Origin of the sequence: Bradyrhizobium sp. sBnM-33 (assembly GCF_032917945.1) — a bacterium.
In the GTDB taxonomy this organism is placed as follows: Bacteria; Pseudomonadota; Alphaproteobacteria; order Rhizobiales; family Xanthobacteraceae; genus Bradyrhizobium.
In genome coordinates, this window is the sequence record NZ_CP136624.1 from 1,190,442 (window position 1) to 1,211,570 (window position 21,129).

Sequence of the window (21,129 nt, forward strand, 5' to 3'; positions counted from 1 at the left end):
CATGACTTCAAACGGCATCCATCGCCCCGCTGGAAGGACCAGGGCGGATACCATAATCGAGCTTGATGGCTACTCGACGTCCGATATGCGGGGATAGCGGACCAAATTCCGCATCGCAGCGAACGACGCTAAGTGCCAAATCCGGACATACCCTGGCTTGGCCCCCAATCCGATCAATTTCAGCGTGAATAGACCAAGCACAGCGCGAACATCGCACAAAGTGGCATCTGTTATCTCACGCGCTCGCGCCGTGCAGCGCTTGTGCGGAGCCTGCCTACCGAGGGTTGGCACTAGGTCAGTTCCGCCGGTTCCGGACGATGGTGAAGGGCGGCTTCGACATGGAATTGTCCCCGGCTGGTGCTAAGATCGTAATTGTGTTCGAGCCTGCACGCTGGACGATCCCCAAAACTTCAGCCGCTGGCGGGCACGGCAAGCATTCCACATCTTAATTCCAGCAAGCGGAGGAGAAGCCTATGCGCAAGTCTCTCGCCGTTTTCCTTTCTGGCGTGGCGCTGGTCATTGCCGCGTCGACCGCTCTAGCCGGAGAACAGGTGCTAGAATTCAAGCTCGTCACCAAGCCCATCGATGTCAAGGTAACAGAGGCAGCAAACGTCGAAGGACAGACGGTCATGTCCGGCAAGTTTTTTGGCGTCGCCGTCTTCAAGGACGGCCGTATCGGGGTGAAGGAGTTCGCCCATTCCGCAGACCTGCTCAAAGGCTCGGGACCCTTCTACGGCTACAGCACCTACACCTTCGAGGATGGCTCGATCACGGCGCGTTACACCGGCTTGGCCAAAGACGGCCTGTCAAAGGGCGAATACACGATCCTCTCGGACACCGGTGCCTATGCCAACGCTAAGGGTACGGGCAGTATCGAAAGCGTGCCGAACCCGTTCAAGGGCGTCAACCTCTTGGACATAAAATTGGTCGTCAAGACGCCCGGTACGTAAAAGGCCCTACACACAGACGCGCCTCCGCAACTCTAGTGCCGTGAGGCGCGGTTCCAAATCTGACGGAGGGTTGTCGGTTCCGCTATGACTCGGCGGTCTGCGCGTGATCGCGCGGCAGAGTGAGGGTAAATCGCCTGCACTTGCGGTCATATGGGCCGCGACTTCGCGAACGGACATCGACCGCCAAAATTCACCGTTGTTGGAGGCTCAGAACGATGCCTTACAGAGCACAAATCGTCACGTTGCTGACGGCCGCGGCTTTGGCCACGTTCGCAGCGTTCTCATCCGGCAGAGCGGCCGACCAGACGCCGAAACTCTTGACCGAGCACTTCATGATCGACGCTGTCGATCCTGGGATAAAGCTGTACGTCAGAAACAAGCGCCCGGAAGGCATGACGCAATTTGCGGCACAGAAAACGTTGCTGTTCGTCCATGGTGCGACCTTGCCAGGCGAGGCGATATTCGATTTTCCGCTCGAAGGGCTATCCTGGATGGACTACATCGCCCAGCGCGGCTGGGATGTGTATCTGGTGGATGTGCGCGGCTACGGTCGATCGACGCGGCCGCCGGAAATGGACCAGCCAGCAGCCAGTAATCCTCCTATCGTCACGACCGATGTCGCGGTGAGGGATGTCGGCTCTGCTGTCGATTTTATCCTTCAGCGGCGAGGCGTCTCCAAGCTCAGTCTCGTGGGCTACTCATGGGGGACAGCTATCACCGGCGCCTACACCGGCGACCACAACGACAAGGTCGATAACCTCGTGCTTTTTGCGCCCATATGGCTGCGAACCCCGCAGCCCTCGCAAACTGCGCCCCCTCCGTTGGGCGCCTACGTTGCAGCCCCGCCCACGCGGGAGCGCCTGCAGGTCGGCGCACCCGATGATCGAAAGCGCGACTTGATGCCGGGGTTCGAGGCGTGGGCGACGGCTGCCATCGCCTCCGATCCCGTTGGCTCGAAACAGGAGCCCCCGGTGCTGCGCAGCCCAGCCGGCGTATTTCAGGACGGCCGGAATTACTGGCAGGCAGGCAAGCCATATTATGATCCAGCGCAGATCAAGGTCCCCACGCTGGTGATCGTCGCGGAGTGGGATGGGCTCGCCCCTCCGGAGGGCGCGCAAGCCGTTTTCCGCAAGCTGCCGAGCGGCCCCGACAAGCGGCTTGTCATGATTGGCGAGGGATCCCATTTCGTGCTGTTGGAAAAGAACCGGATCCAGCTTTTCCACGAGGTGCAGCTCTTCCTCGATAGGGCGCGCCTGACAAACTGACAGCTCTTCGCCCTGTTCGCGGAGCAGTGTCGCCATTTCGATCACGACGGTTGCGCGCGTCGTTGGGGGCCGGCTACTTGGCAATGCGCCTCTAAGAAGCGCTGACAAGCGCCGAGAGTCCGATATGGGTCGATTCCGTTGAAGAAGTCGGCCCGCGAGCGAGGCGAGCCGCAAATGCGGCACAGCCGACCGCTTCTCAGGCCGGATTTGGCTGCGGCATTGGGACCAGCTTGGCTAGTTTCCGGAGGTTCTGGGCGGTTGCTGCAAGGAGGAACTCGTCGCGAGCCCCGTTTGGTCCACGTAATCGCAGTCGGTCGAGCTTGAGAATGCGCTTGAGGTGAGCGAACAACATTTCGACCTTCTTACGTAGCCGTCGCGATGCTCGACCTTCCCAGGATTTAGCAATCGCCCGCGCCATGTCGCGGGCTCTCTCATGGATCGAGCGAGGCACCTTTCGAGCAGGCGTGTTCGGGCAGCAGTGTGGCCTCAAGGCGCAGGCGTCACAGTCAGCCTTGCTCGCTCGATAAAGCAACGTCTCGCCATCATTCACACGCGTCCCTGTTGTGGTCAGCGTCTTGCCGCCAGGACAGATATAGACGTCGCTGACTGGATCGTAGTTGAAGTCCTCCCGTGTGAAGGTCCCATCCTTGCGCGCTGATTTGTCGAACACGGTCACATGCGGCTCGATGCCGTGCTCATCGACCAGCCAGCCCAGCATGTCGGCTGAACCATAGGCGCTGTCACCGAGAAGCCTGGACGGGTGAAGACCGAAGTTCTTTGCGGTCCGCTCGATCATGCGCTTGGCAGCGAGAACTTCTGCCTGCCGGATCGCTGTGGTCGGCTCAACGTCGACAATGATCGCATTTTCCACATCGATCAGATAGTTCGTGGAGTAGGCAAAGAAAGCCTGTCCGCCATGGGCACCGGTCCAGCGCGCGGCAGGATCAGCCGGTGAGATGAACTTGGGGACGATCTCGGTCGCGGCCCCAAACGCCGCATCGTCCAGGACAGCTAGATACTCGTCGACGGCACGGCTTGCGGCTTTTGGCGGCAACCCCTTTTCGCCCTCGACGCCGTTCTGCCGGTTAGCATCGGCCTTGATCAGGCTAGCATCGACCGCAAAGCCTTCTCCGCCAACCAGACCCTCGTCGATGCAGCGGCGCAAGACGTCTTCGAACAGCCGTCGCAGCAGATCACTATCGCGGAAGCGGCCATGTCGGTTCTTTGAGAAGGTCGAATGATCGGGCACGTCACCATCGAGCCCAAGGCGGCAGAACCAGCGGTATGCCAGGTTGAGGTGAACCTCTTCGCACAGGCGCCGCTCCGAGCGGATGCCGAAGCAGTAACCGACCAACAGCATCCGGATCATCAGCTCGGGCGCGATCGAGGGCCGCCCGATCGTGCTGTAGAAGGGGGATAGCTCTCGCCTTAACCCATCGAGGTCCACGAACCTGTCGATCGATCGCAACAAATGATCGGCCGGAACGTGCCGCTCGAGCGAAAACTCATAGAACAACGCGACCTGCTCAACTCGCTGATGTCCCATCATGATTCAGTCCTCTCGCAACGACTGAATCAGCGAACATCAACCAGCGCAACCGAAGACTTTTTCAACACAATCGGTCAAAACCGGAAATCCTCAGTGCGAGCATGAAACGGCCGCTTTGCGCCAGGAAGCGGCCGGCGCAGACATTGCCTCCGTCAGGTCATTCGGTCTTCAGATTGGCGTCACGCACCACCTTGCCCCACTTCTCCATCTCCAACTTGATGCGCGCCGTGACGGCCAGTCTTGTCCCAGGCTTGCGCACGTAGCGGATGAGGACCCTTTGCGAACAATTACGCATCGGATTCTATATTCACCAAAACTTCCCCGGCGATGATTTCGGGGTCGCCAAGAATAAGGTCATGCAGGCTTGCTCGAACAAACTCCAGAACTTTGTCGTTCGCCGCAATGGCGCTTTCGCGGTCCTCGAATATCATCACAGCGACACCGACGCCTTCGCCCCCATCCAGTACATAATAAGATCTGAATCCGGGCGATTCCCTCAGTATCCGACCGATGCCGCTTTTGGCGCGGCGAGCGGCATCCGCAACCGAACGAACCTTGGTGTACTTTCGAATGAATATGTACATCGGGCCACCGTGCGTCTCAGTTCCAGCCCCACGCATCAAAGCATATCGGGCAGGCCGCTGCTGGACTAGGGCCTACTTCCGGGATGGGTCACTCGCTACAAGGGCGACCCAGCGGCAAGTCCAGCCATGTCCGCTGTGACGCCGAAAGCGGAAGGCAATTCAAACTCGCCTCAATCCGAATTTGGCTGCCCGCTAATGAGTCCACGCCCTAATCCTCGCTGGCCCTGAAGCGGCCGAGTCCCTTCAGCACGAATGGCGCCACTAGCGCGATCAGCGCGATGCCGAGCAGCGTCGCCGACATCGGACTCTGCAGCAGCACGATGGGATCGCCGAGGCTGATCGCGAGCGCGCGGCGCAACTGGCTTTCGGCAATCGGCCCCAGGATGAGGCCGACGACGACGGGCGCGATCGGAAAATCGAACCGGCGCATCAGGAAGCCCAACACGCCGAAGGCTGCCAGCATCGACAGCTCGACCACCGACGGCTTTGCCGCGATGGTGCCCATGGTCGCAAAGACGAGAATGCCGGCGTACAGCCATGGCTGCGGGATCGCGAGCAGTTTTACCCACAGCCCGACCAGCGGCAGGTTGAGCACCAGCAGCATCACGTTGGCGATGAACAAGCTCGCAATCAGGCCCCACACGAGATCAGGCCGCTCGGCGAACAGCAGCGGTCCCGGGTTCAGCCCGTATTGCTGAAAGCCCGCCAGCATCATCGCAGCCGTGGCCGAAGTCGGAAGCCCGAGCGTCAAAAGTGGCACGAGCGTGCCGGCGGCGGAGGCGTTGTTGGCGGCTTCCGGTCCCGCGACGCCCTCGATCGCGCCCTTGCCGAATTCTTCCGGATGTTTCGACAGCCGCTTCTCGGTCGAGTAGGACAGGAATGTCGGAATTTCCGCGCCGCCTGCGGGAAGCGCGCCGATCGGAAAGCCGAACATCGTCCCGCGCAGCCACGGCTTCCACGATCGCATCCAGTCCTGCTTCGTCATCCACAGCGAGCCGCGCACCGGCTCGATCTTTTCCTCGGCGTGATGGCGGCGCGATGCCACGTAAAGCGCTTCGCCCAAGGCGAACAGGCCGACCGCAAGCGTCGTCACCTCGACGCCGTCGAGCAGTTCGGGGATGCCGAAAGCAAGCCGGGCCTGGCCGGTGAGCTTGTCGATGCCGACCAGCCCGAGCGTCAGCCCGATGAACAGGCTGGTTAGTCCGCGAATCGGCGAATCGCCGAAAGTCGCCGACACCGTGATGAAGGCCACGCACATCAGCGCGAAATAATCTTCAGGCCCGAAGCGCACCGCAAAATCTACCAGCCACGGTGCGAGAAAAGCCAGGCCGATGGTGGCAATGGTGCCCGCGACGAACGAGCCGATCGCGGACGTCGCCAGCGCCGGACCGCCGCGGCCGGCCTTGGCCATCTTGTTGCCTTCGAGCGCGGTCGCCATCGACGCGCTCTCGCCGGGCGTGTTGATCAGGATGGCGGTGGTCGATCCGCCATACATGCCGCCGTAATAGATTCCGGCGAACATGATCAGCGAGCCGCCGGGATCGAGCTTGTAGGTGACCGGCAGCAGCAATGCGACCGTGAGCGCCGGACCGATGCCGGGCAGCACGCCGACCGCAGTGCCGAGGAACACGCCGATCAGCGCGTAGAGCAGGTTCATGGGCTGCACGGCGACAGCCATGCCATGCGCGAGCGCGGCGAAAGTTTCCATTACAGCAGTCTTTCCAGAGGCCCGGCGGGGAGGCTCAACGTCAGCAGCCGATCGAAAGCGAGATAGATCAGGGTCGTCATCACGACGGCGATGGCGAGGTCGGCGAGAAGTGCACGCCGCCCGAACGCAGCCGAGGTGGTGACGAACAGCGCCGATGTCGCCAGGATAAAGCCGCCGCCAAGGCCGATGATGGCGATCAGCAGCGCAAGCCCGCTAAGGATCAGCAGCACAGGCTTGGGGTCGGCGCTCTCGCGCGGCGGCAGGTTGCCGCGCAGCGCGTCGATCAGGTTGGCGATCGCGAGGATGCCGAGCCCGATCGCGACGACGATCGGCATCGCCTCGGGGCCCATGCCGTACATCGTGGTGGATGCCAGCTTGCTTGCGTCCCACACCAGCACCGCAGCAAGTACGGCGAGCGCCGCGGCAATGACGAGACCCGCGGGATCGATGCGTCGAGAGACTGGCCGCTGCGGAAGATCGCTGAGCGCGCTGTCTGTCATGATTTGACGAGGCCGACCGACTTCAGCACGTCGGTGACGCGCGTCGTCTCCTTCTTAAGGAAATCCGCGAACGCATCGCCGGAAAGATACGCGTCATCCCAGCCCTTCTGTTTGAGGATGTCCTTCCAGGCGTCGGATTTGACCATCTTCTCGACCGCCTCGCTCAACGTCTTGCGCTGTTCTGCCGTGATGCCGGGAGGCGCGACCACCGAACGCCAATTGGCGAGTACGAGGTCGATCCCCTGTTCCTTGAAGGTCGGAATATCGATGCCGGCGATACGCTTTTCCGACGTCACGCCGAGTGCGCGCAATTTGCCGGACTTGATCTGTCCTTCGTATTCGCTCAGTCCGGAAATGCCTGCGGTGACCTTGCCGCCGAGAATGGCCGCCAGCGACTCGCCGCCGCCGGAGAACGGAATGTAGTTGATCTTCTTGGCGTCGGCGCCGATCGTTCCCGCAAACAACGCCGCCATCACGTGATCGACGCCGCCGGCCGAGCCGCCGGCAAAGGTCACCTTGGCGATGTCGGCCTTCACGGCCGCGGCCAGGTCCTGCGCCGTCTTGAGCGGCGAATTCGCCGGCACCACGATCACCTGGATTTCCTCGGTCAGGCGCGCAATCGGCGTCACCTGTTCGAGCGTCACCGGCGACTTGTTCATGGCGAGCGCGCCGACCATGACGAAGCCGTTCACCATCATCTGGTTGCCGTCGCCCTTGGCGCTATTGACGAACTGCGCGATGCCGACGCTGCCGCCGGCGCCCGCCACATTGGTGACCTGGACGCTGCGGGCGATCTTGGCGGCGACCAAAGCCTGCTGCATCGCGCGGGCGGTCTGATCCCAGCCGCCGCCAGGGGCCGCGGGCGCCATGATCTTGAGCTCGAGCTGCTGCGAGAGGGCAGGGCTGCCTGCCGCAAGCGTCAACGCGACGACCGCGCCGAACAGGCGCGCATGAAACGGCATCATGGGATTTCCTCCAGGCTCGCGCGGAGCCGCTGTGTGTCAATTCGTCGCATATCAGCCGGAAAACCCGCCGCTGTCCAGAAGGACCTTTGCGTGGCGGACCAGATCTTTCAGATTTTCGCTATGGCTTTGCAGCGCGCGCGTTGGCCTCGGCATTCGTCTCGACCGCCAGTGAGACGCCGATTGCTCGGCACACGTCCGAACAGGGCCTGTACTTTGTGCGCCTTGGCTTGGGCTACCGCGCCCGAATAAGATGCCATGACGAAAGTGACCAAGGCCGTTGGTGTGGGATAAGAAATCGATGCCCGAAAACGTTCACTCCAGTCGAGAAGCCGATCGAAGCAGCGACCGCAAGATGCGGCTGTTCTCCGGTCCGCTGAGCATGTTCGGTGCCAAGGTCCAGATCGCCCTGCACGAGAAGAACATCGATTTCGAACTGATCATGGTCCCCTTCACCATGAAGGTGGGCTACGCGCCAAAGCATCCGGAAGTCCTGCGCATCAATCCGAAGCGCCAGGTCCCGGTGCTGATCGACGGTGATCTTGAGATTTTCGATTCCACCCAGATCTTCGAGTATCTTGAAGACATCAAGCCGGATCCTGCGCTGTGGCCCGCGAGCTCTGCGGCGCGGGCGTGGTGTCGCCGGCTCGAGCATGAATCGGACGAAGTCTACTTCCCTCACATCATCAAATTGATGCAGCTCTGGAAGACGCCGCTCGATCCCGCCGCGGAGCTCGCGCGCGAGGGCGCTGCGGCCTATTATCTGACCATGGAGCGCGTGCTCGATGACCGCGAGTTTGTCGGCGGCGCCTATTCCTTTGCCGATATCGCGTTCTATATGGCCCAGCTCTTCGGCGCGCGCTGGGGCGCCGACATGACAAAAGAAACGCCGAGGCTGCTGCAATGGCGGCAGCGCATGACGGCAAGACCGGCGGTCATCAAGGTCGTCGAACCGATGGCCGATTACTTGCGCAGCCAGGGTCTCAGCGTCCCCGCGTTTCTGCCGTCAACAGCGACGTGATCGACGCTTGCGGCTACGCACGCGCTCTCACCGTCATCCTGAGGTGCGAGCGCAGCGAGCCTCGAAGGATGCACGGCCCGGCCGGTGGCCGTCGCCCTTCGCGACGCGCGCAAGCGCGCTCCTCAGGGTGACGGATCACGTGGTTCGAGGTTACTTCGTCCGCTTTAGATGCGCGCCACCGCGTGCGGAAACACGATCTCGATCAGCGTGCCGGAACGGCCGCCGGTCTTGATCTGGAATTTGGCGCGGTTGGCTTCCACGAGCGCCTTGGTGAGCGACAGGCTGACGGCCGCACTCTCGGACTGATCCGACGGCGCCCGCGTGCGGAACGGCTCTAGCGCAGCGGCAACCTCGTTGTCGTTAAGGCCGTGGCCGGTGTCGCGGACCCGCAGCATCACCTCGCCGAAATCGGATAGCGCGGTCGAGACGATGACCTGGCCGCCGGCATTGGCGAGATGGATCGAATTGCCGATCAGGTTAAGCGTGATCTGGCGCAACGCCCGCGCGTCCGCGATCACAGGCGGCAGCGTGTGCGCGAGCGAAGTGCGGATGATGATGCGCTCGCGATTGGCCTGCGGCTGCATGACAGCCACGCAGCTCTCGACCAGCTCGTTGAGATTCTGGTTGGTGAAGGCTAGATCGAGTTTGCCGGTTTCGATCCGCGAGAGATCAAGCAGGTCGTTGACGATGGCGATCACGTGTTCGCCGGCGGCGCGGATGTCCTTCATGTATTCGCGGTAGCGCTCGTTGCCGAGCGCGCCGAAACGCTCACCGATCATCACTTCGGCAAAGCCGATGATGGCGTTCAGCGGCGTCCGCACCTCGTGGCTGATCCGGGCCAGCACGTCGGCCTTGGCGTTGGCGGCGCGTTCTGCCAGCCGCCGCGCCTCGCGCAATTCGCTCTCGGTCTTCTTGGCCTGCGAGAGATCGCGGAACACCGCGAAGAAATTCGGGCCGTCAGGGCGGGTGCGGCCGATGGTCATCGACAGCGGGATGATGCCGCCCTTGCTTTCCCGGCCCAGCACCTCACGGCCGTGATCGAGCAGGCTTTCGACGCCGGAAGCCTTGATGCCGGCGAGATATTCGAACACACCGTGCTGGCTTTCGGGCGCAAAGAGATCGGCGAGATTGCGTTGGATGAGTTCGTCGCCGTCATGGCCGAACAGCGCTTCAGCGCTGCGGTTGGCTGCATGGATGTTGCCTTCGGCGTCGAACATCAGGATGCCTTCGGCCGTGGTGTCGAGGATGGCAGCGAGTTCTTCGGCATTGGCATGGCCGACATCGGACGGTTCGGAGATGTCCAGCTCCGCTACCGGCTCGGCTTGCGCGATGGCGGCCGCGATCGCCGCGCCCTCATGGCGCGTGGTCGAGAAGATCAGCGCCAGCGCCGAATCGCCGTCCCATGAAATCGTGTAGAGGCGGGCCTCGGCGGCCGATGACGGCGCATCTGCATCCGCAGGCCCGCTTGCGGAAATCGTCACCGGCCTGCCGGTGTCCGATGTCGAGGACGCATTCGACGTGCCGGGTTCGACATAGAGCGCGTCGAGGCCGCCAGCATCTTCCAGCGCATGCAGGCTGGTATAGCCCATCTGCGTAAGGAAGGCGGGGTTGGCATAGAGCAGGCGGTCGAGGCGGTAGATCAGGATGCCGACGGGTAAGAGATCGAGCAGCGCCTTGTCGCGCGCGGTTTCGCCATGCGCGGGCGGTTCGGGCGGCGCTAGCCATTCGGGCGGCTCGCCGGCTCGTTCGCGCGCGAACAATGCGACGGTCGGTTCAAAGATCGTTTCACCGGTGACGTTCGGCACCGCCTCGTTGCCATTCTCGGTGTCGAGCCGCGCCGACAATTGCCGCGCGAGTTCGTCGAAGGCGCTGTTCTCGACCGGCGTCAGCGATAGCGGCTTCGCCTCGCCGGGGGCGCGGAATGGCACCACGTTGGGAGCGTCTGCGGGTAATTCCGTCATGGTGCTCTTCGAGGCTTCGTTGGCGCTTTCCCCGGCGCTTTCCTTGACGGTTTCTTTGGCGCTTTCCTTGACGCTTTCCTTGGGAGGTTCCACGGGCGTTTCCAAATCGTTTCGATGTGAAGTCGCGGCAGCAATCGGTTCGGGCAATTCGTCGACCAAAGGCGGTGCAACGCCTGTCGGCTCGGGAAATTCCGGGGCGGGCGGTTCTTGCGGCATTGCCATCCCGCCGGACAATTCCGCCAGGCGCAGGGCGGCGAGCCGGGCCAGCGCGTCGAAATCGCGGCAGACGCCAAAGCCGCGATAGCCGATGAAATTCCGCTGCCCATCGAAAATCGGCGAGCCGGATAGTTCAACCGGCAGAGTGCTGCCGCCATCGACCGGCCACTTCAGCACGATGCCGCTCCAGGTCGCGCATGTGGCGAACGCCTTCATCACCCGGCCCTCGGGATCGAGCGCAAATTTCTCCGCGATCTCACGCCATGGCCGGCCGAAGCCGGCCGTGGTGCGCGGGCCGATCAGGCCGGTGAATTCGTCGGTGCCGAGCGTGAAGCGGCCTTCCCGATCCATCTGCCAGGTGAAGCGCAGCGGCAGGCGGCGGGTCGGCTGGCCGGCAAATGCTTCGAGCGCAGGTATTGGAGTGCGTGGAGCAGGCTTAATCGCGGCCGGCTCATCCGCGGCGGCAGGCTCGGCAAGCGCATCGAACAATGCAAACTCGGCGGGCGCTTCGCCCGATTGCGCCGGTTGTTCGTAGTCGGGAGACGGCTGCGGCGCGACCGGTTGCTCGATGACGGGCGCGCTCGGCTGCGGGGCTGGCGTTGACGCTGTTGTGTCGGGCTGAATCCCGTTCTGGGGCGGCTCATACGCCCGCGCCGGCCGTGGCGCGATCAGCGCGATGTCGCCGGCGGCGATCAGGACACCATGACTGCCATCGGGAAAGTCGAACCGCGAACAGCCGCAGGTCGCAAGCATGCCGGGCGCCGCGCCAAATCCCCGTAACCGCTCCAGGCGGATGGCGCCGTTGGCGAGCAGCCGTCCTGCGAGCCGCGCGATCTGGCGCCGGTGCCGGTCGGCCGGTCCGAAGGTCTTCTCAGTAAGGGCTGCGGCGCTGGCGGCGCCGAACACGCGGGCGCCGGCTGGATTGGCCCACAGGATCTGCCTGCCGTCGGCCGTCCACAGCCATGCGGGCAGGCGGCTCGCCGCATAGGCCGCCAATCGCGGATCGCTCTGCGCCCGCCACTGAAATTCCGCGTCCTTCATCGCAACTACATGACCGTCCGGCGTCACGATCGGCAGCCAGAATGCCGACAGCGTTAATGGATGGTTACTATCGCAAGCCGGCGGCGGCAGGTCCACGGCCGGCTGGCCGGCAGTGGTTTTAAGCGGCGGATAACCTTAACCCGGCTGAACCCTTGGGCCGCCGGCCGCGTTGGGTGGTTGCAAATGCCGTCAGGGGTCCACCCTGAGTAACCTCCCGGGCGCCGCATCCGTTCCGGGCGCGATCCGTACGACCCCCTTGGCGGCATCTGGACGCAATCCCTGCCCGTGCAAAGGAGCGCACCATGAGCGACGACGTGCGAGACCGTTTCGAGATACCCAAGGAAATGCGATCGATGGCGGAAGCGAGCCTGGAGCAGGCCCGCAAGACGTTTGAGAAATTCGTCGCCGCCGCGCAGACCACCGCCGATACCATCGAGGAGCGCAATGCCACGGTGCGCGAGGGCGCGAAGGATGTCAGGCAGAAGGCCGTCGCCTATGCCGAGAAGAACGTGCAGGGCTCGCTCGATTACGCGCAGTCACTTCTCAAGGCCAAGGACCTGACCGAGGTAATGCGGCTGCACAGCGAATATGTGCAGGGGCAAATGCGCGCGCTGACGGAGCAGGCGAGCGAAATGAGCCAGATCGTCGGCAAGGCCGCCATCGATGCGGCGAAGCCGAAAGCCTGACCCGCCCGCAGCGGGGCAGTATTGCAAGCGCGAAATGGACCGGCTGGAACGCGCATCCGGTGCGGGTTGCCCATGCGGCGTCGCACCAGAAATTGCAGTGCGTTGCACAAATTTGACACGATATGGGTGCTTATTGGGCGAGCCCGTGGATGGGCACTTCCGTGAGTGCGTGTGTACGTGATCCCTTTCGGTGTTCCGGTCATCCGCCCGGCACCCGCCAGGGGAACATCGATTAACCCCATTGTGAAGGATGCAAGCCTTGACCAGCTCCACCGATCCCTTCTCCGCCTCCATCATTCCCTTCGAAGTTCCCGAGCAGATGCGCGCACTTGCTGAAAAGGGCGTCTCGCAGGCCCGCGACAGCTACGCCAAATTCAAAGATGCAGCTGAAACCCACAACGGCACCATCGAGGCCGTGTTCACCACGGCCAGCAAGGGCGCCAGCGAGTACAACGCCAAGCTGATCGAGTTCTTCAAGGCCAATACCTCGTCCTCGCTCGATTTCGCGCAGGATCTGCTCGGCGTGAAGACGCCGGCGGCGGCGCTCGAGCTGTGGACGGCGCACGCCAAGAAGCAGTACGAGACCTTCACCGCGCAGGCCAAGGAGCTTGCCGAGCTCGGCCAGAAGGTTGCGACCGAGACCGTCGAGCCGATCAAGGCCTCCGCCTCGAAGTACTACAAGCCCGCTGCCTGATCGGCCCGCATCGCCAACGAAAAGCCCGGGCGAAGCGGCCCGGGCTTTTTGATGCCCCAAGAGGGGCCATTTTTCCGGGCCTCGCCAGGCTCCGGCGCGACCCGCACATGAACGCAACACGCGCCCGAAACGACTATATAATTGGACGCTTCCCGGCCTTGCCAAAGGCCGGCGTTGCACCTAGTTTCCGGCCCATTCGTGACCCCCCTTTGGGGCCCGCGCAGGATGCAGTTGTAGCTCAGTTGGTTAGAGCGCCTGTCTGTGGAACAGGAGGTCGGTGGTTCGAGCCCACCCAACTGTACCAGTTCTTCACTCTGTTGAATTAGCTGCCGAACTGCCGTGACACTTGCGCTGTGGCGCGTACTCCAGCCGTGCTTGCCAAGCCCCACCCGTTCACCCACTATTCCGGGAATCATTGCGGCTTGGGGGATTAATGTCGATTTTTCGGATCGGTAATTTTCAGCTCGGATTGTTGCTTGCTACCGCCCTCGCGGTTTCGATCTCGCCCGCCGTCAGTCAGACCTACACCCCCGAACAGGAGCAGGCCTGCACTGGCGACGCGTTCCGGCTGTGTAGTTCGGATATCCCGGATGTCGGCCGCGTCACCGCCTGCATGGTGCGCAATAAGTCTCAACTCTCGCCGGCTTGCCGGGCGCACTTCCGTCCCGAGCCCGATGAAATCAGGGCCCGGCCTGTAGGCCGGCCGACGGTCATCCGGCCGGCAGCCCCGCGCAAGGCCGCTACCGCCAAGCCGCGCAACGCCAAAAAACCGAAAAAGCCCGCGACCTGATGGCGGCGCACCATTTCAAGACCCGCTCGCGTGACAGACCGACACTTGCCGGCGGCCACTCCAATGAACATCTCGTCGGATAAGAGGAGAGGGTTCGTTGAGTAAGCATCAAAAAGAGCTCGACCGGCATTTTGCCTGGTTCGAGAGGAAGCTGCCGCCGGGGCCGGCGAAGTTCGTCGGCTGGGTGCGCAAGCCGTCGTCGATCTACGTCCGAGTACCGCTCGCCATACTGCTGGTCGCCGGCGGCTTCCTCAGCTTCCTGCCGGTGCTCGGGCTCTGGATGCTGCCGCTCGGACTCCTTTTGTTCGCGCAGGACGTGCCGCCGCTGCAGAAGCCGTTGGCGCAGGGGCTTGGATGGATCGAACGCAAATGGCTCGAACGTCAGCGCGCAAAGCTCGAACGCGAGCGCGAGCGCGCAAAAAGCGCGCAATGAGTCAAGCAAGCCGGGCTTTTCCGCTTCCTTTGGGTGACCGGGGTTGCACGGTGTGACTCAAAAACCAGCCTTATTGGCAATTAAGTGGCTTCATCGCGGCGAGTGATAAATTTTTCTTTCACGAATCAGCGCGCTGATTCATTTTCGGCTTCTGGGGTCAACTGGAGGCCAAGGTATGAACGTAATTGTTTTCGCATCACGTAAGGGGGGCTCGGGAAAGAGTACCCTGGCTGCTCACCTCGCTGCCCATGTTCACAAGGCAACGAAGCCCATCCTGCTCGTCGATGCCGATCCGCAGGGGTCTCTTACGCTCTGGCACAAATTGCGCGGCACCAACGAGCCGCCGATCAAGGCCGCGGTGAATTCCGTCAGCGGCATCGTCGCTGCCGCCAAGCGCGACGGCATCGAATGGGTGTTCATCGACACGCCGCCGAATTTGTCGGCCGTCGTCGACGATGCGATCCGTAACGCCACCATGGTGATTATTCCGGCGCGGCCCGGCGTGTTCGACGTCAACGCGGTGCAGGAAACCATTCAGACCTGCCGCTCGGCGCGCAAGCCCTACGCGGTCGTGATCAACGGCGCGCCTGCCGAACGCGACGGCGCCGAGAGCCGCATCGTCAGCATCGCGCGCGAAGCGCTGGCGAAATTCCGCGCGCCGGTGTGGAGCGGACAGATCACCAACCGCGCCGATCTGATCATGGCGCTGAGCCAGGGCGAAGGCGCCCGCGAATATTACGCGGAGGGCCGGGCGGCAGCCGAGATCAGCAGGCTGTGGGGCGCGATCGAACGTTCGATCAAGGCGATCCGCGGAACGGCGTCGGCATCGGGCGCCATGCACAAGCAGGCGGCGTAACAACGCCGCTCTCGATCTGCCGGACCGATAAAGAACGCGCGGGCTCCGCGCGTTTTTCTTTTGGTGGGACTGCAAAATTGTTTCCTCGTCATTGCGAGGAGCCAACGGGTCCGGCCTTTGGCCGGCCCGATGATAAACCCCGCGACGAAGCAATCCATCTATCCCAGCGCGGAGAGATGGATTGCTTCGCGGAGCCTGTCATCGGGCGCGCATTCGCGCGACCCGTTGGCTCGCAATGACGGATAGAGCGGCGATGGCCGCCTCACGCCACCATCAGCACGTAGAACACGACGACCGGCGACAGCGTCAGGATCACGGACCAGATGCCGACGGCCCACAAAATGTCCTCGGTCGAAAAGCCCTGTTCAGGAATGTTGTTGTTCTCGAAATGCACGACGCGCCCCGCGTTTTTCTGTTGTATGGGGATCTTGATACGCGAACGGTTTTAAAAACCCGCTTGCCATTTCGCTTGCATTTGACCGCACCTGCTACCGTCGATTAACCACCGCCATGTCTGGTTAACTTTCCCTGATCGCACGGCGTCAAACTCGAGCGAAGCCTCGCCCGTAACATTAGAATTTTAAGCGTATTGATCTTCCTCCAAGAGAAAAGACGGGGATGGCGATGAGCACTCACGGCAAGAAATTTCCGATGGCTGAGTACGCCCAGAGCATGCACGACGTTCTTCTGGTGTCGTCATTCGCCGCCTGGGCGATGCTGCTCGGCTTCGCGCCCGTGATGACCTATCGCCTGCTGGTCAGCTAATTCGGCTTCTCCCTCTCGCTGGTGAGACGAGAGGGAGCCGATCGCATGCTTAAGCCCGCCGCAAAAGCTGTGGCCTGCGCCGCTCGATTTCCTCGTCGAGCAACGCCGCGAGTTCCGCGCTCACTTCCACCATCGGCAGACGAACCTCGGCGCTGTCGATCAGTCCGTTGCGCGCCAGCCAGTACTTTGCGGGCGCCGGGCTCGGTTCGGCAAATAGCAGCCGGGTCAGCCGGGAGAGCTCCTTCCAGCAGGCCCGCGCGCCGTCGCGGTCGCCCTGCTTCAGCAGCGTCCGTAGCGATGCGAAGGCCTCGGTCTCCAGATGCGCCGACAAAAGGATCGCGCCATCGGCGCCGTCGGCAAGCGCGTCGTGGTACTCCGCGTCTTCGCCGGTCAGCACGCGAAACCCCGATGGGCGTCTCGCCAGCAGATCAATCGACTGCGCGCGGTCGGCGCCGCAATCCTTCATGCCAACGATGTTCGGATGCTCCGCGAGCTGCAGCAACGTCTCGTTGGTGAGGCTGACGGCGGTCCGGTAGGGAATGTTGTAGAGCACGATCGGCCATGAGGCGTGATCGGCGAGCGCGGTGAAGTGCTGCACGAGGCCGCGCTGTGACGGCCGGATGTAATAGGGGCTCGCGATCAGATAGCCGTCGATCGGCCAGGTCGCGGTCTCATCCAGCGCATCCTTCATCTTCGCGGTGGAGGCGCCGGACAGGCCCAAGAGGATCGGCAGGTGGCGCCGGCTGGCGCAGAGCTCGCTGCGCGTCACCGTCACCAACCGCTCGAGTTCGCCAGGGCGGAGCGACATGCCTTCCCCCGACGTCGCCGCGAGAATGAAGCCGTCGACGCGGCCCGCCGCATAGTGTCGGACGAGCCGGCGCAGCGACGCCTCGTCGAGTTCGCCGTCGCGAAACGGCGTGATCAGCGGTAGCCACAGGCCCTGCAGCCGGCTTGCCAGGTCGTTGGTCGAAGGGGCAGTCATCGTTCCATCTCCTCTTGGGGGTGAGCCGGAGACGGGACCAAATAAAAAACCCCGTCCAGACGGCGGGGCTTCGGGATCGTGGGTTCGCGGCTGTCTAGCGCGCGCGTCGATCTCGGGTCCCCGGATGGGGACCTTTTTTCGACGACAGGGCTGCGCACGAACTCGTGATCATGTGCGGATGATGGAGGCCGAGAACCTCAATGTCAATCTGTGCGGGAACATGACGCGGACGTGAAAAAAAGCCGGGCTCGAATGAGCCCGGCTTGAGGTATTGGCCACGTGAGGCCGACACAATCACCTTCCAAGAGGGATTACTGAACCGCCGCGTCACTGGAGGAGGGGGACATATGCGCGACGCGACCGCTCAGCGTTTGAGCACTATGATCCTCATCAGTGCCTTGCAGCAACCGTCCGAGCCGCATGTCAGTCATGCGGAGAGCGGGGCCTCTATAAAATAGGCTAATCCGCGAGCGGAAGGCTACCGCCTCTAGGACGGCCAGCGCTGCGCCTTGCTGACGACGAAGTCGCGGAACACCTGCACGCGCGCTACCGTCTTCAGCTCTTCGGGATAAACAAAATAGGTGTCGAGCTGGATCGAATCGGACTCGCCGAACAACTGCACCAGGCGGTTGTTCTCTTCGACCAGATAGTCGGGCAGGGCAGCGATGCCGAGCCCCTGCTGGCAGGCGCGGACTAAACCTAAGATGTTGTTGACCTTGAAGTAGGCTTCGCGCGGACCCGAGCCATTGCGCCCGGCATCGATCAGCCAGCTCCGGTTCTGCAGGTGCGACGGCACCTGCGCGTCGCCGAGCATGATGATGCGGTGCGAATCGAGGTCGTCGAGCGTGCGCGGCGTGCCGAAACGCTTGATGTATTCCGGCGAGCAATAGGCATGAAAGCCGATCGAGAACAGCTTGCGCTGGATCAGGTCGGGCTGGGTCGGCTTGCGGGTCCGGATCGCGACGTCGGCCTCGCGCATCGACAGGTCGAGATCCTCGTCGGTGACGATCAGCGAGATGCGGATGTCCGGATAAAGCGCGGTGAACTCGTCGAGCCGTGGGATCAGCCAGTTGATGCCGAGCGCGGGCGGCGTCGTGATCTTGAGGTCACCGCTCGGCCGCTCGCGGCTGTCGGTGAGTTTGGCGCGCGCCGCCTGCAACTGCATGAACACGTCATGCGCAGTGCGGAACAGCAGATCGCCCTGCTCCGTGAGGATGAGCCCGCGGGCGTGGCGGTGGAACAGCGACACCGCAAGCTCCTGCTCCAGCGCGCTGACCTGCCGCGACACCGCGGACTGCGATAATCCTAATTGCTCACCGGCATGGGTAAAGCTTCCCGCTTCAGCCGCCGCGTGAAAGACCTTCAGCTTGTCCCAGTCCATGTCAAATCCGTCCCGTGATCTAGCCATGACTATTCAGCCGCCGCGCGATCGCTCGCGCGCAAAGCCAGGAAGCGTTCGGCCTCAAGCGCCGCCATGCATCCAAGGCCGGCAGCCGTGACCGCCTGCCGATAGGTTTCATCCGCGACATCGCCCGCGGCGAACAGGCCGGGGATCGAGGTTGCGGTCGAGTTCGGCGCCACCTCGACATAGCCTGATGGTTTCAGCTTGATCTGGCCTTTGACGAGGTCGGTTGCGGGCGCATGCCCGATGGCGATGAAGACGCCGTCGGCCGCAACATCCCTGCGTGCGCCGGTCTTGACGTTCTTCAGCCGCACATGGGTGACCTTGCTCGGGTTCTCGGCGCCGCAGATCTCGTCGATCGCCGAGTCCCACACCACCTTGATCTTCGGATTCTTGAACAGGCGGTCCTGCAGGATGCGCTCGGCGCGGAAATGATTGCGGCGATGCACGATCGTTACCTGCGAGGCAAAGTTGGTCAGGAACAGCGCTTCCTCGACCGCGGTGTTACCGCCGCCGACCACGATTACTTCCTTGCCGCGGTAGAAGAAGCCGTCGCAGGTTGCGCAGGCCGAGACGCCAAAGCCCTTGAACTTCTCTTCTGAGGGAATGCCAAGCCAGCGCGCCTGCGCGCCGGTGGCGAGGATCACGGTTTCCGCCAGATAGACGTCGCCGCTGTCGCAGGTCAGGCGGAACGGCCGCTGCGCCAGTTCGAGCTTGGTGACGAGATCGGTGACGAGTTTGGTGCCGACATGCGCCGCCTGCTTCTCCATCTGCTCCATCAGCCACGGACCCTGGATGACGTCGGCGAAGCCCGGATAGTTTTCCACGTCGGTGGTGATGGTGAGCTGTCCGCCGGGCTGGATGCCCTGGATCAGCACCGGCTCCAGCATCGCACGCGCCGCGTAGATCGCCGCGGTGTAACCGGCGGGGCCGGACCCGATAATGACGACCTTGGCATGGATAGGCGCGGGCATCGGCGATTCCCTCTCTTTGGAGGATTTTGATGAGGACTTGTGCGGAAAGCGCTCAGGCCGGCATCGCGGCGGCGCCAAAAGTGTCAAATCCAAGTCTATGATATCTGGGTAGCTATGCAAGAATTGCAATTCATCCCAGCGAATTTTCCCCGGAACTGAAGTAACAATCGCGAAATATGACGTTGGTCGCGCAATAAAATTGCGCAAGGCGCCCGGCGTGCGCTAAGAGAGTTGCCAGGAAGGCCAGCCCACGCGGCCAGAATTAGGGAACCCGACGCGCGTGTCGAAGAATCTTGACGAAATCGACCTTCGAATTCTTGCCGAAATCCAGGCCGACGGCCGAATCACCAACGTGGAACTGGCCAAGCGCGTCGGTATCTCGCCGCCGCCCTGCCTGCGCCGGGTCCGCACGTTGGAGGAAGAAGGCTACATCCAGGGCTATCGGGGCCTGTTGGATCCGCGCCGGCTCGGCTTCGACGTCACCGTGTTTGCTTCGGTCCATTTGTCCAGCCAGGCGGACGCGGATTTGCGCGCGTTCGAGGATTTCGTGCGCGCCGAGCCGCTGGTGCGGGAATGCTGGATGCTGTCGGGCGAGATCGACTTCATCCTCAAATGTGTCGCGCCCGATATGGCGACGTTTCAGGATTTCGTCACGCACCTGACGGCCGCGCCGCATGTACGCAACGTCAGGACGTCGCTGGTGCTGCACAATTCGAAATATGAAGCGGCGGTGCCGCTCGATGTGAAGGTCGCGGGGTGAGGTGCTCCGGCCTATCCCCGTCATTGCGAGGAGCGAAAGTACGAAGCAATCCATTCTTCCCACGCGGAGAGATGGATTGCTTCGCGGAGCCTGTCATCGGGCGCGCATTCGCGCGACCCGTTGGCTCGCAATGACGAGGCGAGACCTCAGCTCACTTCTTCCGCATCGCGTCGACGCTGTACGGGCCGCCGCCTGCAGTCGAAAGATAAAGGCAGGCGAAGCAGAACAGGATCGCAAGCGTGCCGCCGTTGATGAGCGGAAAAAAGCTCTTCGGCGCATGACCGATGAAGTAGGCGAACGCCATCTCACCGGAAAGAATGAAGGCGACGGGCCGTGTGAACAGGCCGAGCAGCAAAAGCGCGCCGAGGATCAACTCAATCAGACCGGCAGCTCCCGATAGCGACATCAATTCCACCTTGTTGAGGAAGGCGTAAGGGTTGCCCTCCGGAATTGTCGGAAACTTCAGGATCTTGGCGACGCCGTATTGAAACAGCAGCAGTCCAGTGATGAAGCGAAACAGGCTCAGCGCCGTCGGCTGCCATTTCACGAGCATCTTGTCGATTTGGTCCATGTCATCGTCCCCTTGTTTGGCACGCTAGAAACTAGCGTGACGAAATTACACGGTGTTGGCGAATTGCCTGTGATGCCGACACAACACCCGTGAAATTGAATCATTCCCCTTCAAGTCGCCGCTCCGCGACGCTATCGCGATTGCAGCGCAACAAGATGCCCCTGGCAGACGGCAGCCTGCTGTCTATCCGCGCGAACGACGAGGTTTCGTCGCGCCGGCGTCGCCGATCCACTTAGTTATAGTCAATAACCATTGTCCGGAGTTCGGATATTCTGAAATGTGCCGCACCACCACTCACAATCCTGTCAGCAGCGCGGCAACAAAAAAGCCGCGTGGAGAACGCGGCTTTGTCGCAACAGTAACTTGCAGGTGACTACAGCATGATCCGGACCCGAAGGGCCGCGTTAGCGCAAAGCTGATACCGGTTTCCCCTCGCGACAAACGCGGAACGCGTTAGCG

The 21,129-nt window shown here is 62.4% G+C and carries 22 protein-coding genes and 1 tRNA gene; 11 read left to right on the top strand and 12 right to left on the bottom strand.

Annotation, left to right across the window (positions count from 1 at the left end; translation table 11 throughout):
• Positions 1-473 precede the first annotated feature (473 nt).
• Both RX328_RS05625 and RX328_RS05630 read left to right on the top strand, forming a co-directional pair.
• Positions 474-950 carry a hypothetical protein gene (locus RX328_RS05625; RefSeq protein WP_213253312.1) on the top strand — a complete coding sequence of 159 codons (477 nt, stop codon included), beginning with the start codon at positions 474-476 and terminating at the stop codon, positions 948-950.
• Positions 951-1,165: 215 nt separating this feature from the next.
• The gene (locus RX328_RS05630; RefSeq protein WP_213253313.1) at positions 1,166-2,215 is read left to right on the top strand and encodes an alpha/beta hydrolase; all 1,050 of its coding nucleotides are present in this window, start codon (positions 1,166-1,168) and stop codon (positions 2,213-2,215) included.
• Between the two features lie 196 nt (positions 2,216-2,411).
• Here the strand turns inward: RX328_RS05630 and RX328_RS05635 are convergent, their stop codons facing one another.
• The 6 genes from RX328_RS05635 to RX328_RS05660 form a co-directional block, all read right to left on the bottom strand.
• Positions 2,412-3,764, bottom strand: a complete 1,353-nt coding sequence (locus tag RX328_RS05635) for a transposase (protein ID WP_213257637.1) — start codon at positions 3,762-3,764, stop codon at positions 2,412-2,414.
• Positions 3,765-3,921: 157 nt separating this feature from the next.
• Positions 3,922-4,059, bottom strand: coding sequence for a hypothetical protein (locus tag RX328_RS05640; protein ID WP_213254165.1), 138 nt, complete (start codon positions 4,057-4,059; stop codon positions 3,922-3,924).
• A complete protein-coding gene (locus tag RX328_RS05645; RefSeq protein ID WP_028349245.1) occupies positions 4,052-4,348 on the bottom strand; it encodes a hypothetical protein in 297 nt (98 codons plus the stop codon). The genes RX328_RS05640 and RX328_RS05645 overlap by 8 nt, the downstream gene beginning before the upstream one ends.
• A gap of 208 nt (positions 4,349-4,556) precedes the next feature.
• Positions 4,557-6,056 carry a tripartite tricarboxylate transporter permease gene (locus RX328_RS05650; RefSeq protein WP_213254163.1) on the bottom strand — a complete coding sequence of 500 codons (1,500 nt, stop codon included), beginning with the start codon at positions 6,054-6,056 and terminating at the stop codon, positions 4,557-4,559.
• Entirely contained in the window at positions 6,056-6,556 is a 501-nt protein-coding gene (locus RX328_RS05655) for a tripartite tricarboxylate transporter TctB family protein (RefSeq protein WP_213254161.1), read from the bottom strand. The genes RX328_RS05650 and RX328_RS05655 overlap by 1 nt, the downstream gene beginning before the upstream one ends.
• Positions 6,553-7,521: a Bug family tripartite tricarboxylate transporter substrate binding protein gene (locus RX328_RS05660; protein WP_213254159.1), complete on the bottom strand. Its 969-nt coding sequence runs from the start codon at positions 7,519-7,521 to the stop codon at positions 6,553-6,555. Before RX328_RS05660 ends, RX328_RS05655 begins: the two co-directional genes overlap by 4 nt.
• A gap of 298 nt (positions 7,522-7,819) precedes the next feature.
• Between RX328_RS05660 and RX328_RS05665 the strand changes: the two genes are divergently transcribed.
• Positions 7,820-8,539 (top strand): glutathione S-transferase family protein, encoded by a 720-nt coding sequence (locus RX328_RS05665; RefSeq protein ID WP_213254157.1) that lies wholly within the window; start codon positions 7,820-7,822, stop codon positions 8,537-8,539.
• Between the two features lie 164 nt (positions 8,540-8,703).
• Here the strand turns inward: RX328_RS05665 and RX328_RS05670 are convergent, their stop codons facing one another.
• Positions 8,704-11,853: a PAS domain S-box protein gene (locus RX328_RS05670; protein ID WP_409410880.1), complete on the bottom strand. Its 3,150-nt coding sequence runs from the start codon at positions 11,851-11,853 to the stop codon at positions 8,704-8,706.
• Positions 11,854-12,059: 206 nt separating this feature from the next.
• Here RX328_RS05670 and RX328_RS05675 point away from each other — a divergent pair, with 206 nt between their 5' ends.
• The 6 genes from RX328_RS05675 (at position 12,060) to RX328_RS05700 (ending at position 15,216) form a co-directional block, all read left to right on the top strand.
• Positions 12,060-12,443 (top strand): phasin family protein, encoded by a 384-nt coding sequence (locus tag RX328_RS05675; protein ID WP_213254155.1) that lies wholly within the window; start codon positions 12,060-12,062, stop codon positions 12,441-12,443.
• 259 nt (positions 12,444-12,702) lie between these two features.
• A complete protein-coding gene (locus RX328_RS05680) occupies positions 12,703-13,137 on the top strand; it encodes a phasin (RefSeq protein ID WP_213254153.1) in 435 nt (144 codons plus the stop codon).
• Positions 13,138-13,364: 227 nt separating this feature from the next.
• Positions 13,365-13,441: transfer RNA gene (locus RX328_RS05685), tRNA-His, on the top strand.
• Positions 13,442-13,570: 129 nt separating this feature from the next.
• Complete coding sequence (locus RX328_RS05690) at positions 13,571-13,927, top strand: hypothetical protein (RefSeq protein ID WP_249726926.1); 357 nt, start codon at positions 13,571-13,573, stop codon at positions 13,925-13,927.
• A gap of 97 nt (positions 13,928-14,024) precedes the next feature.
• A complete protein-coding gene (locus RX328_RS05695) occupies positions 14,025-14,360 on the top strand; it encodes a hypothetical protein (RefSeq protein WP_213254151.1) in 336 nt (111 codons plus the stop codon).
• A gap of 175 nt (positions 14,361-14,535) precedes the next feature.
• On the top strand, positions 14,536-15,216 hold the full coding sequence (locus RX328_RS05700) for a ParA family protein (protein WP_065743187.1): 681 nt from the start codon (positions 14,536-14,538) through the stop codon (positions 15,214-15,216).
• Between the two features lie 262 nt (positions 15,217-15,478).
• On the opposite strand, the gene RX328_RS05705 is transcribed toward RX328_RS05700, so the two are convergent.
• A complete protein-coding gene (locus RX328_RS05705; protein WP_256470245.1) occupies positions 15,479-15,610 on the bottom strand; it encodes a hypothetical protein in 132 nt (43 codons plus the stop codon).
• A 224-nt stretch (positions 15,611-15,834) separates the two neighbouring features.
• Here RX328_RS05705 and RX328_RS05710 point away from each other — a divergent pair, with 224 nt between their 5' ends.
• On the top strand, positions 15,835-15,981 hold the full coding sequence (locus RX328_RS05710) for a hypothetical protein (protein ID WP_317258622.1): 147 nt from the start codon (positions 15,835-15,837) through the stop codon (positions 15,979-15,981).
• A gap of 49 nt (positions 15,982-16,030) precedes the next feature.
• Here RX328_RS05710 and dapA read toward each other — a convergent pair whose 3' ends face one another.
• From dapA to trxB, 3 genes are all read right to left on the bottom strand, one after another.
• Positions 16,031-16,963 (bottom strand): 4-hydroxy-tetrahydrodipicolinate synthase, encoded by a 933-nt coding sequence (gene dapA / locus RX328_RS05715; RefSeq protein ID WP_213254149.1) that lies wholly within the window; start codon positions 16,961-16,963, stop codon positions 16,031-16,033.
• 487 nt (positions 16,964-17,450) lie between these two features.
• Positions 17,451-18,371, bottom strand: a complete 921-nt coding sequence (locus RX328_RS05720; protein ID WP_213254147.1) for a LysR family transcriptional regulator — start codon at positions 18,369-18,371, stop codon at positions 17,451-17,453.
• A gap of 2 nt (positions 18,372-18,373) precedes the next feature.
• Positions 18,374-19,339: a thioredoxin-disulfide reductase gene (trxB, locus tag RX328_RS05725; protein ID WP_213254145.1), complete on the bottom strand. Its 966-nt coding sequence runs from the start codon at positions 19,337-19,339 to the stop codon at positions 18,374-18,376.
• A 280-nt stretch (positions 19,340-19,619) separates the two neighbouring features.
• Between trxB and RX328_RS05730 the strand changes: the two genes are divergently transcribed.
• Entirely contained in the window at positions 19,620-20,099 is a 480-nt protein-coding gene (locus tag RX328_RS05730) for an Lrp/AsnC family transcriptional regulator (protein WP_213254143.1), read from the top strand.
• 151 nt (positions 20,100-20,250) lie between these two features.
• On the opposite strand, the gene RX328_RS05735 is transcribed toward RX328_RS05730, so the two are convergent.
• Positions 20,251-20,661 (bottom strand): DoxX family protein, encoded by a 411-nt coding sequence (locus RX328_RS05735; protein WP_213254173.1) that lies wholly within the window; start codon positions 20,659-20,661, stop codon positions 20,251-20,253.
• Between the last annotated feature and the right edge of the window lie 468 nt (positions 20,662-21,129).

Coding starts and splice junctions, on each gene's coding strand:
- RX328_RS05665 (WP_213254157.1), top strand. CDS start 7,820: ATGCCCGAAAACGTTCACTCCAGTCGAGAAGCCGATCGAAGCAGCGAC.
- RX328_RS05710 (WP_317258622.1), top strand. CDS start 15,835: ATGGCGATGAGCACTCACGGCAAGAAATTTCCGATGGCTGAGTACGCC.
- RX328_RS05700 (WP_065743187.1), top strand. CDS start 14,536: ATGAACGTAATTGTTTTCGCATCACGTAAGGGGGGCTCGGGAAAGAGT.
- dapA (WP_213254149.1), bottom strand. CDS start 16,963: ATGACTGCCCCTTCGACCAACGACCTGGCAAGCCGGCTGCAGGGCCTG.
- RX328_RS05690 (WP_249726926.1), top strand. CDS start 13,571: ATGTCGATTTTTCGGATCGGTAATTTTCAGCTCGGATTGTTGCTTGCT.
- RX328_RS05625 (WP_213253312.1), top strand. CDS start 474: ATGCGCAAGTCTCTCGCCGTTTTCCTTTCTGGCGTGGCGCTGGTCATT.
- RX328_RS05675 (WP_213254155.1), top strand. CDS start 12,060: ATGAGCGACGACGTGCGAGACCGTTTCGAGATACCCAAGGAAATGCGA.
- RX328_RS05650 (WP_213254163.1), bottom strand. CDS start 6,056: ATGGAAACTTTCGCCGCGCTCGCGCATGGCATGGCTGTCGCCGTGCAG.
- RX328_RS05630 (WP_213253313.1), top strand. CDS start 1,166: ATGCCTTACAGAGCACAAATCGTCACGTTGCTGACGGCCGCGGCTTTG.
- RX328_RS05655 (WP_213254161.1), bottom strand. CDS start 6,556: ATGACAGACAGCGCGCTCAGCGATCTTCCGCAGCGGCCAGTCTCTCGA.
- RX328_RS05660 (WP_213254159.1), bottom strand. CDS start 7,521: ATGATGCCGTTTCATGCGCGCCTGTTCGGCGCGGTCGTCGCGTTGACG.
- RX328_RS05640 (WP_213254165.1), bottom strand. CDS start 4,059: ATGCGTAATTGTTCGCAAAGGGTCCTCATCCGCTACGTGCGCAAGCCT.
- RX328_RS05635 (WP_213257637.1), bottom strand. CDS start 3,764: ATGATGGGACATCAGCGAGTTGAGCAGGTCGCGTTGTTCTATGAGTTT.
- trxB (WP_213254145.1), bottom strand. CDS start 19,339: ATGCCCGCGCCTATCCATGCCAAGGTCGTCATTATCGGGTCCGGCCCC.
- RX328_RS05720 (WP_213254147.1), bottom strand. CDS start 18,371: ATGGCTAGATCACGGGACGGATTTGACATGGACTGGGACAAGCTGAAG.
- RX328_RS05645 (WP_028349245.1), bottom strand. CDS start 4,348: ATGTACATATTCATTCGAAAGTACACCAAGGTTCGTTCGGTTGCGGAT.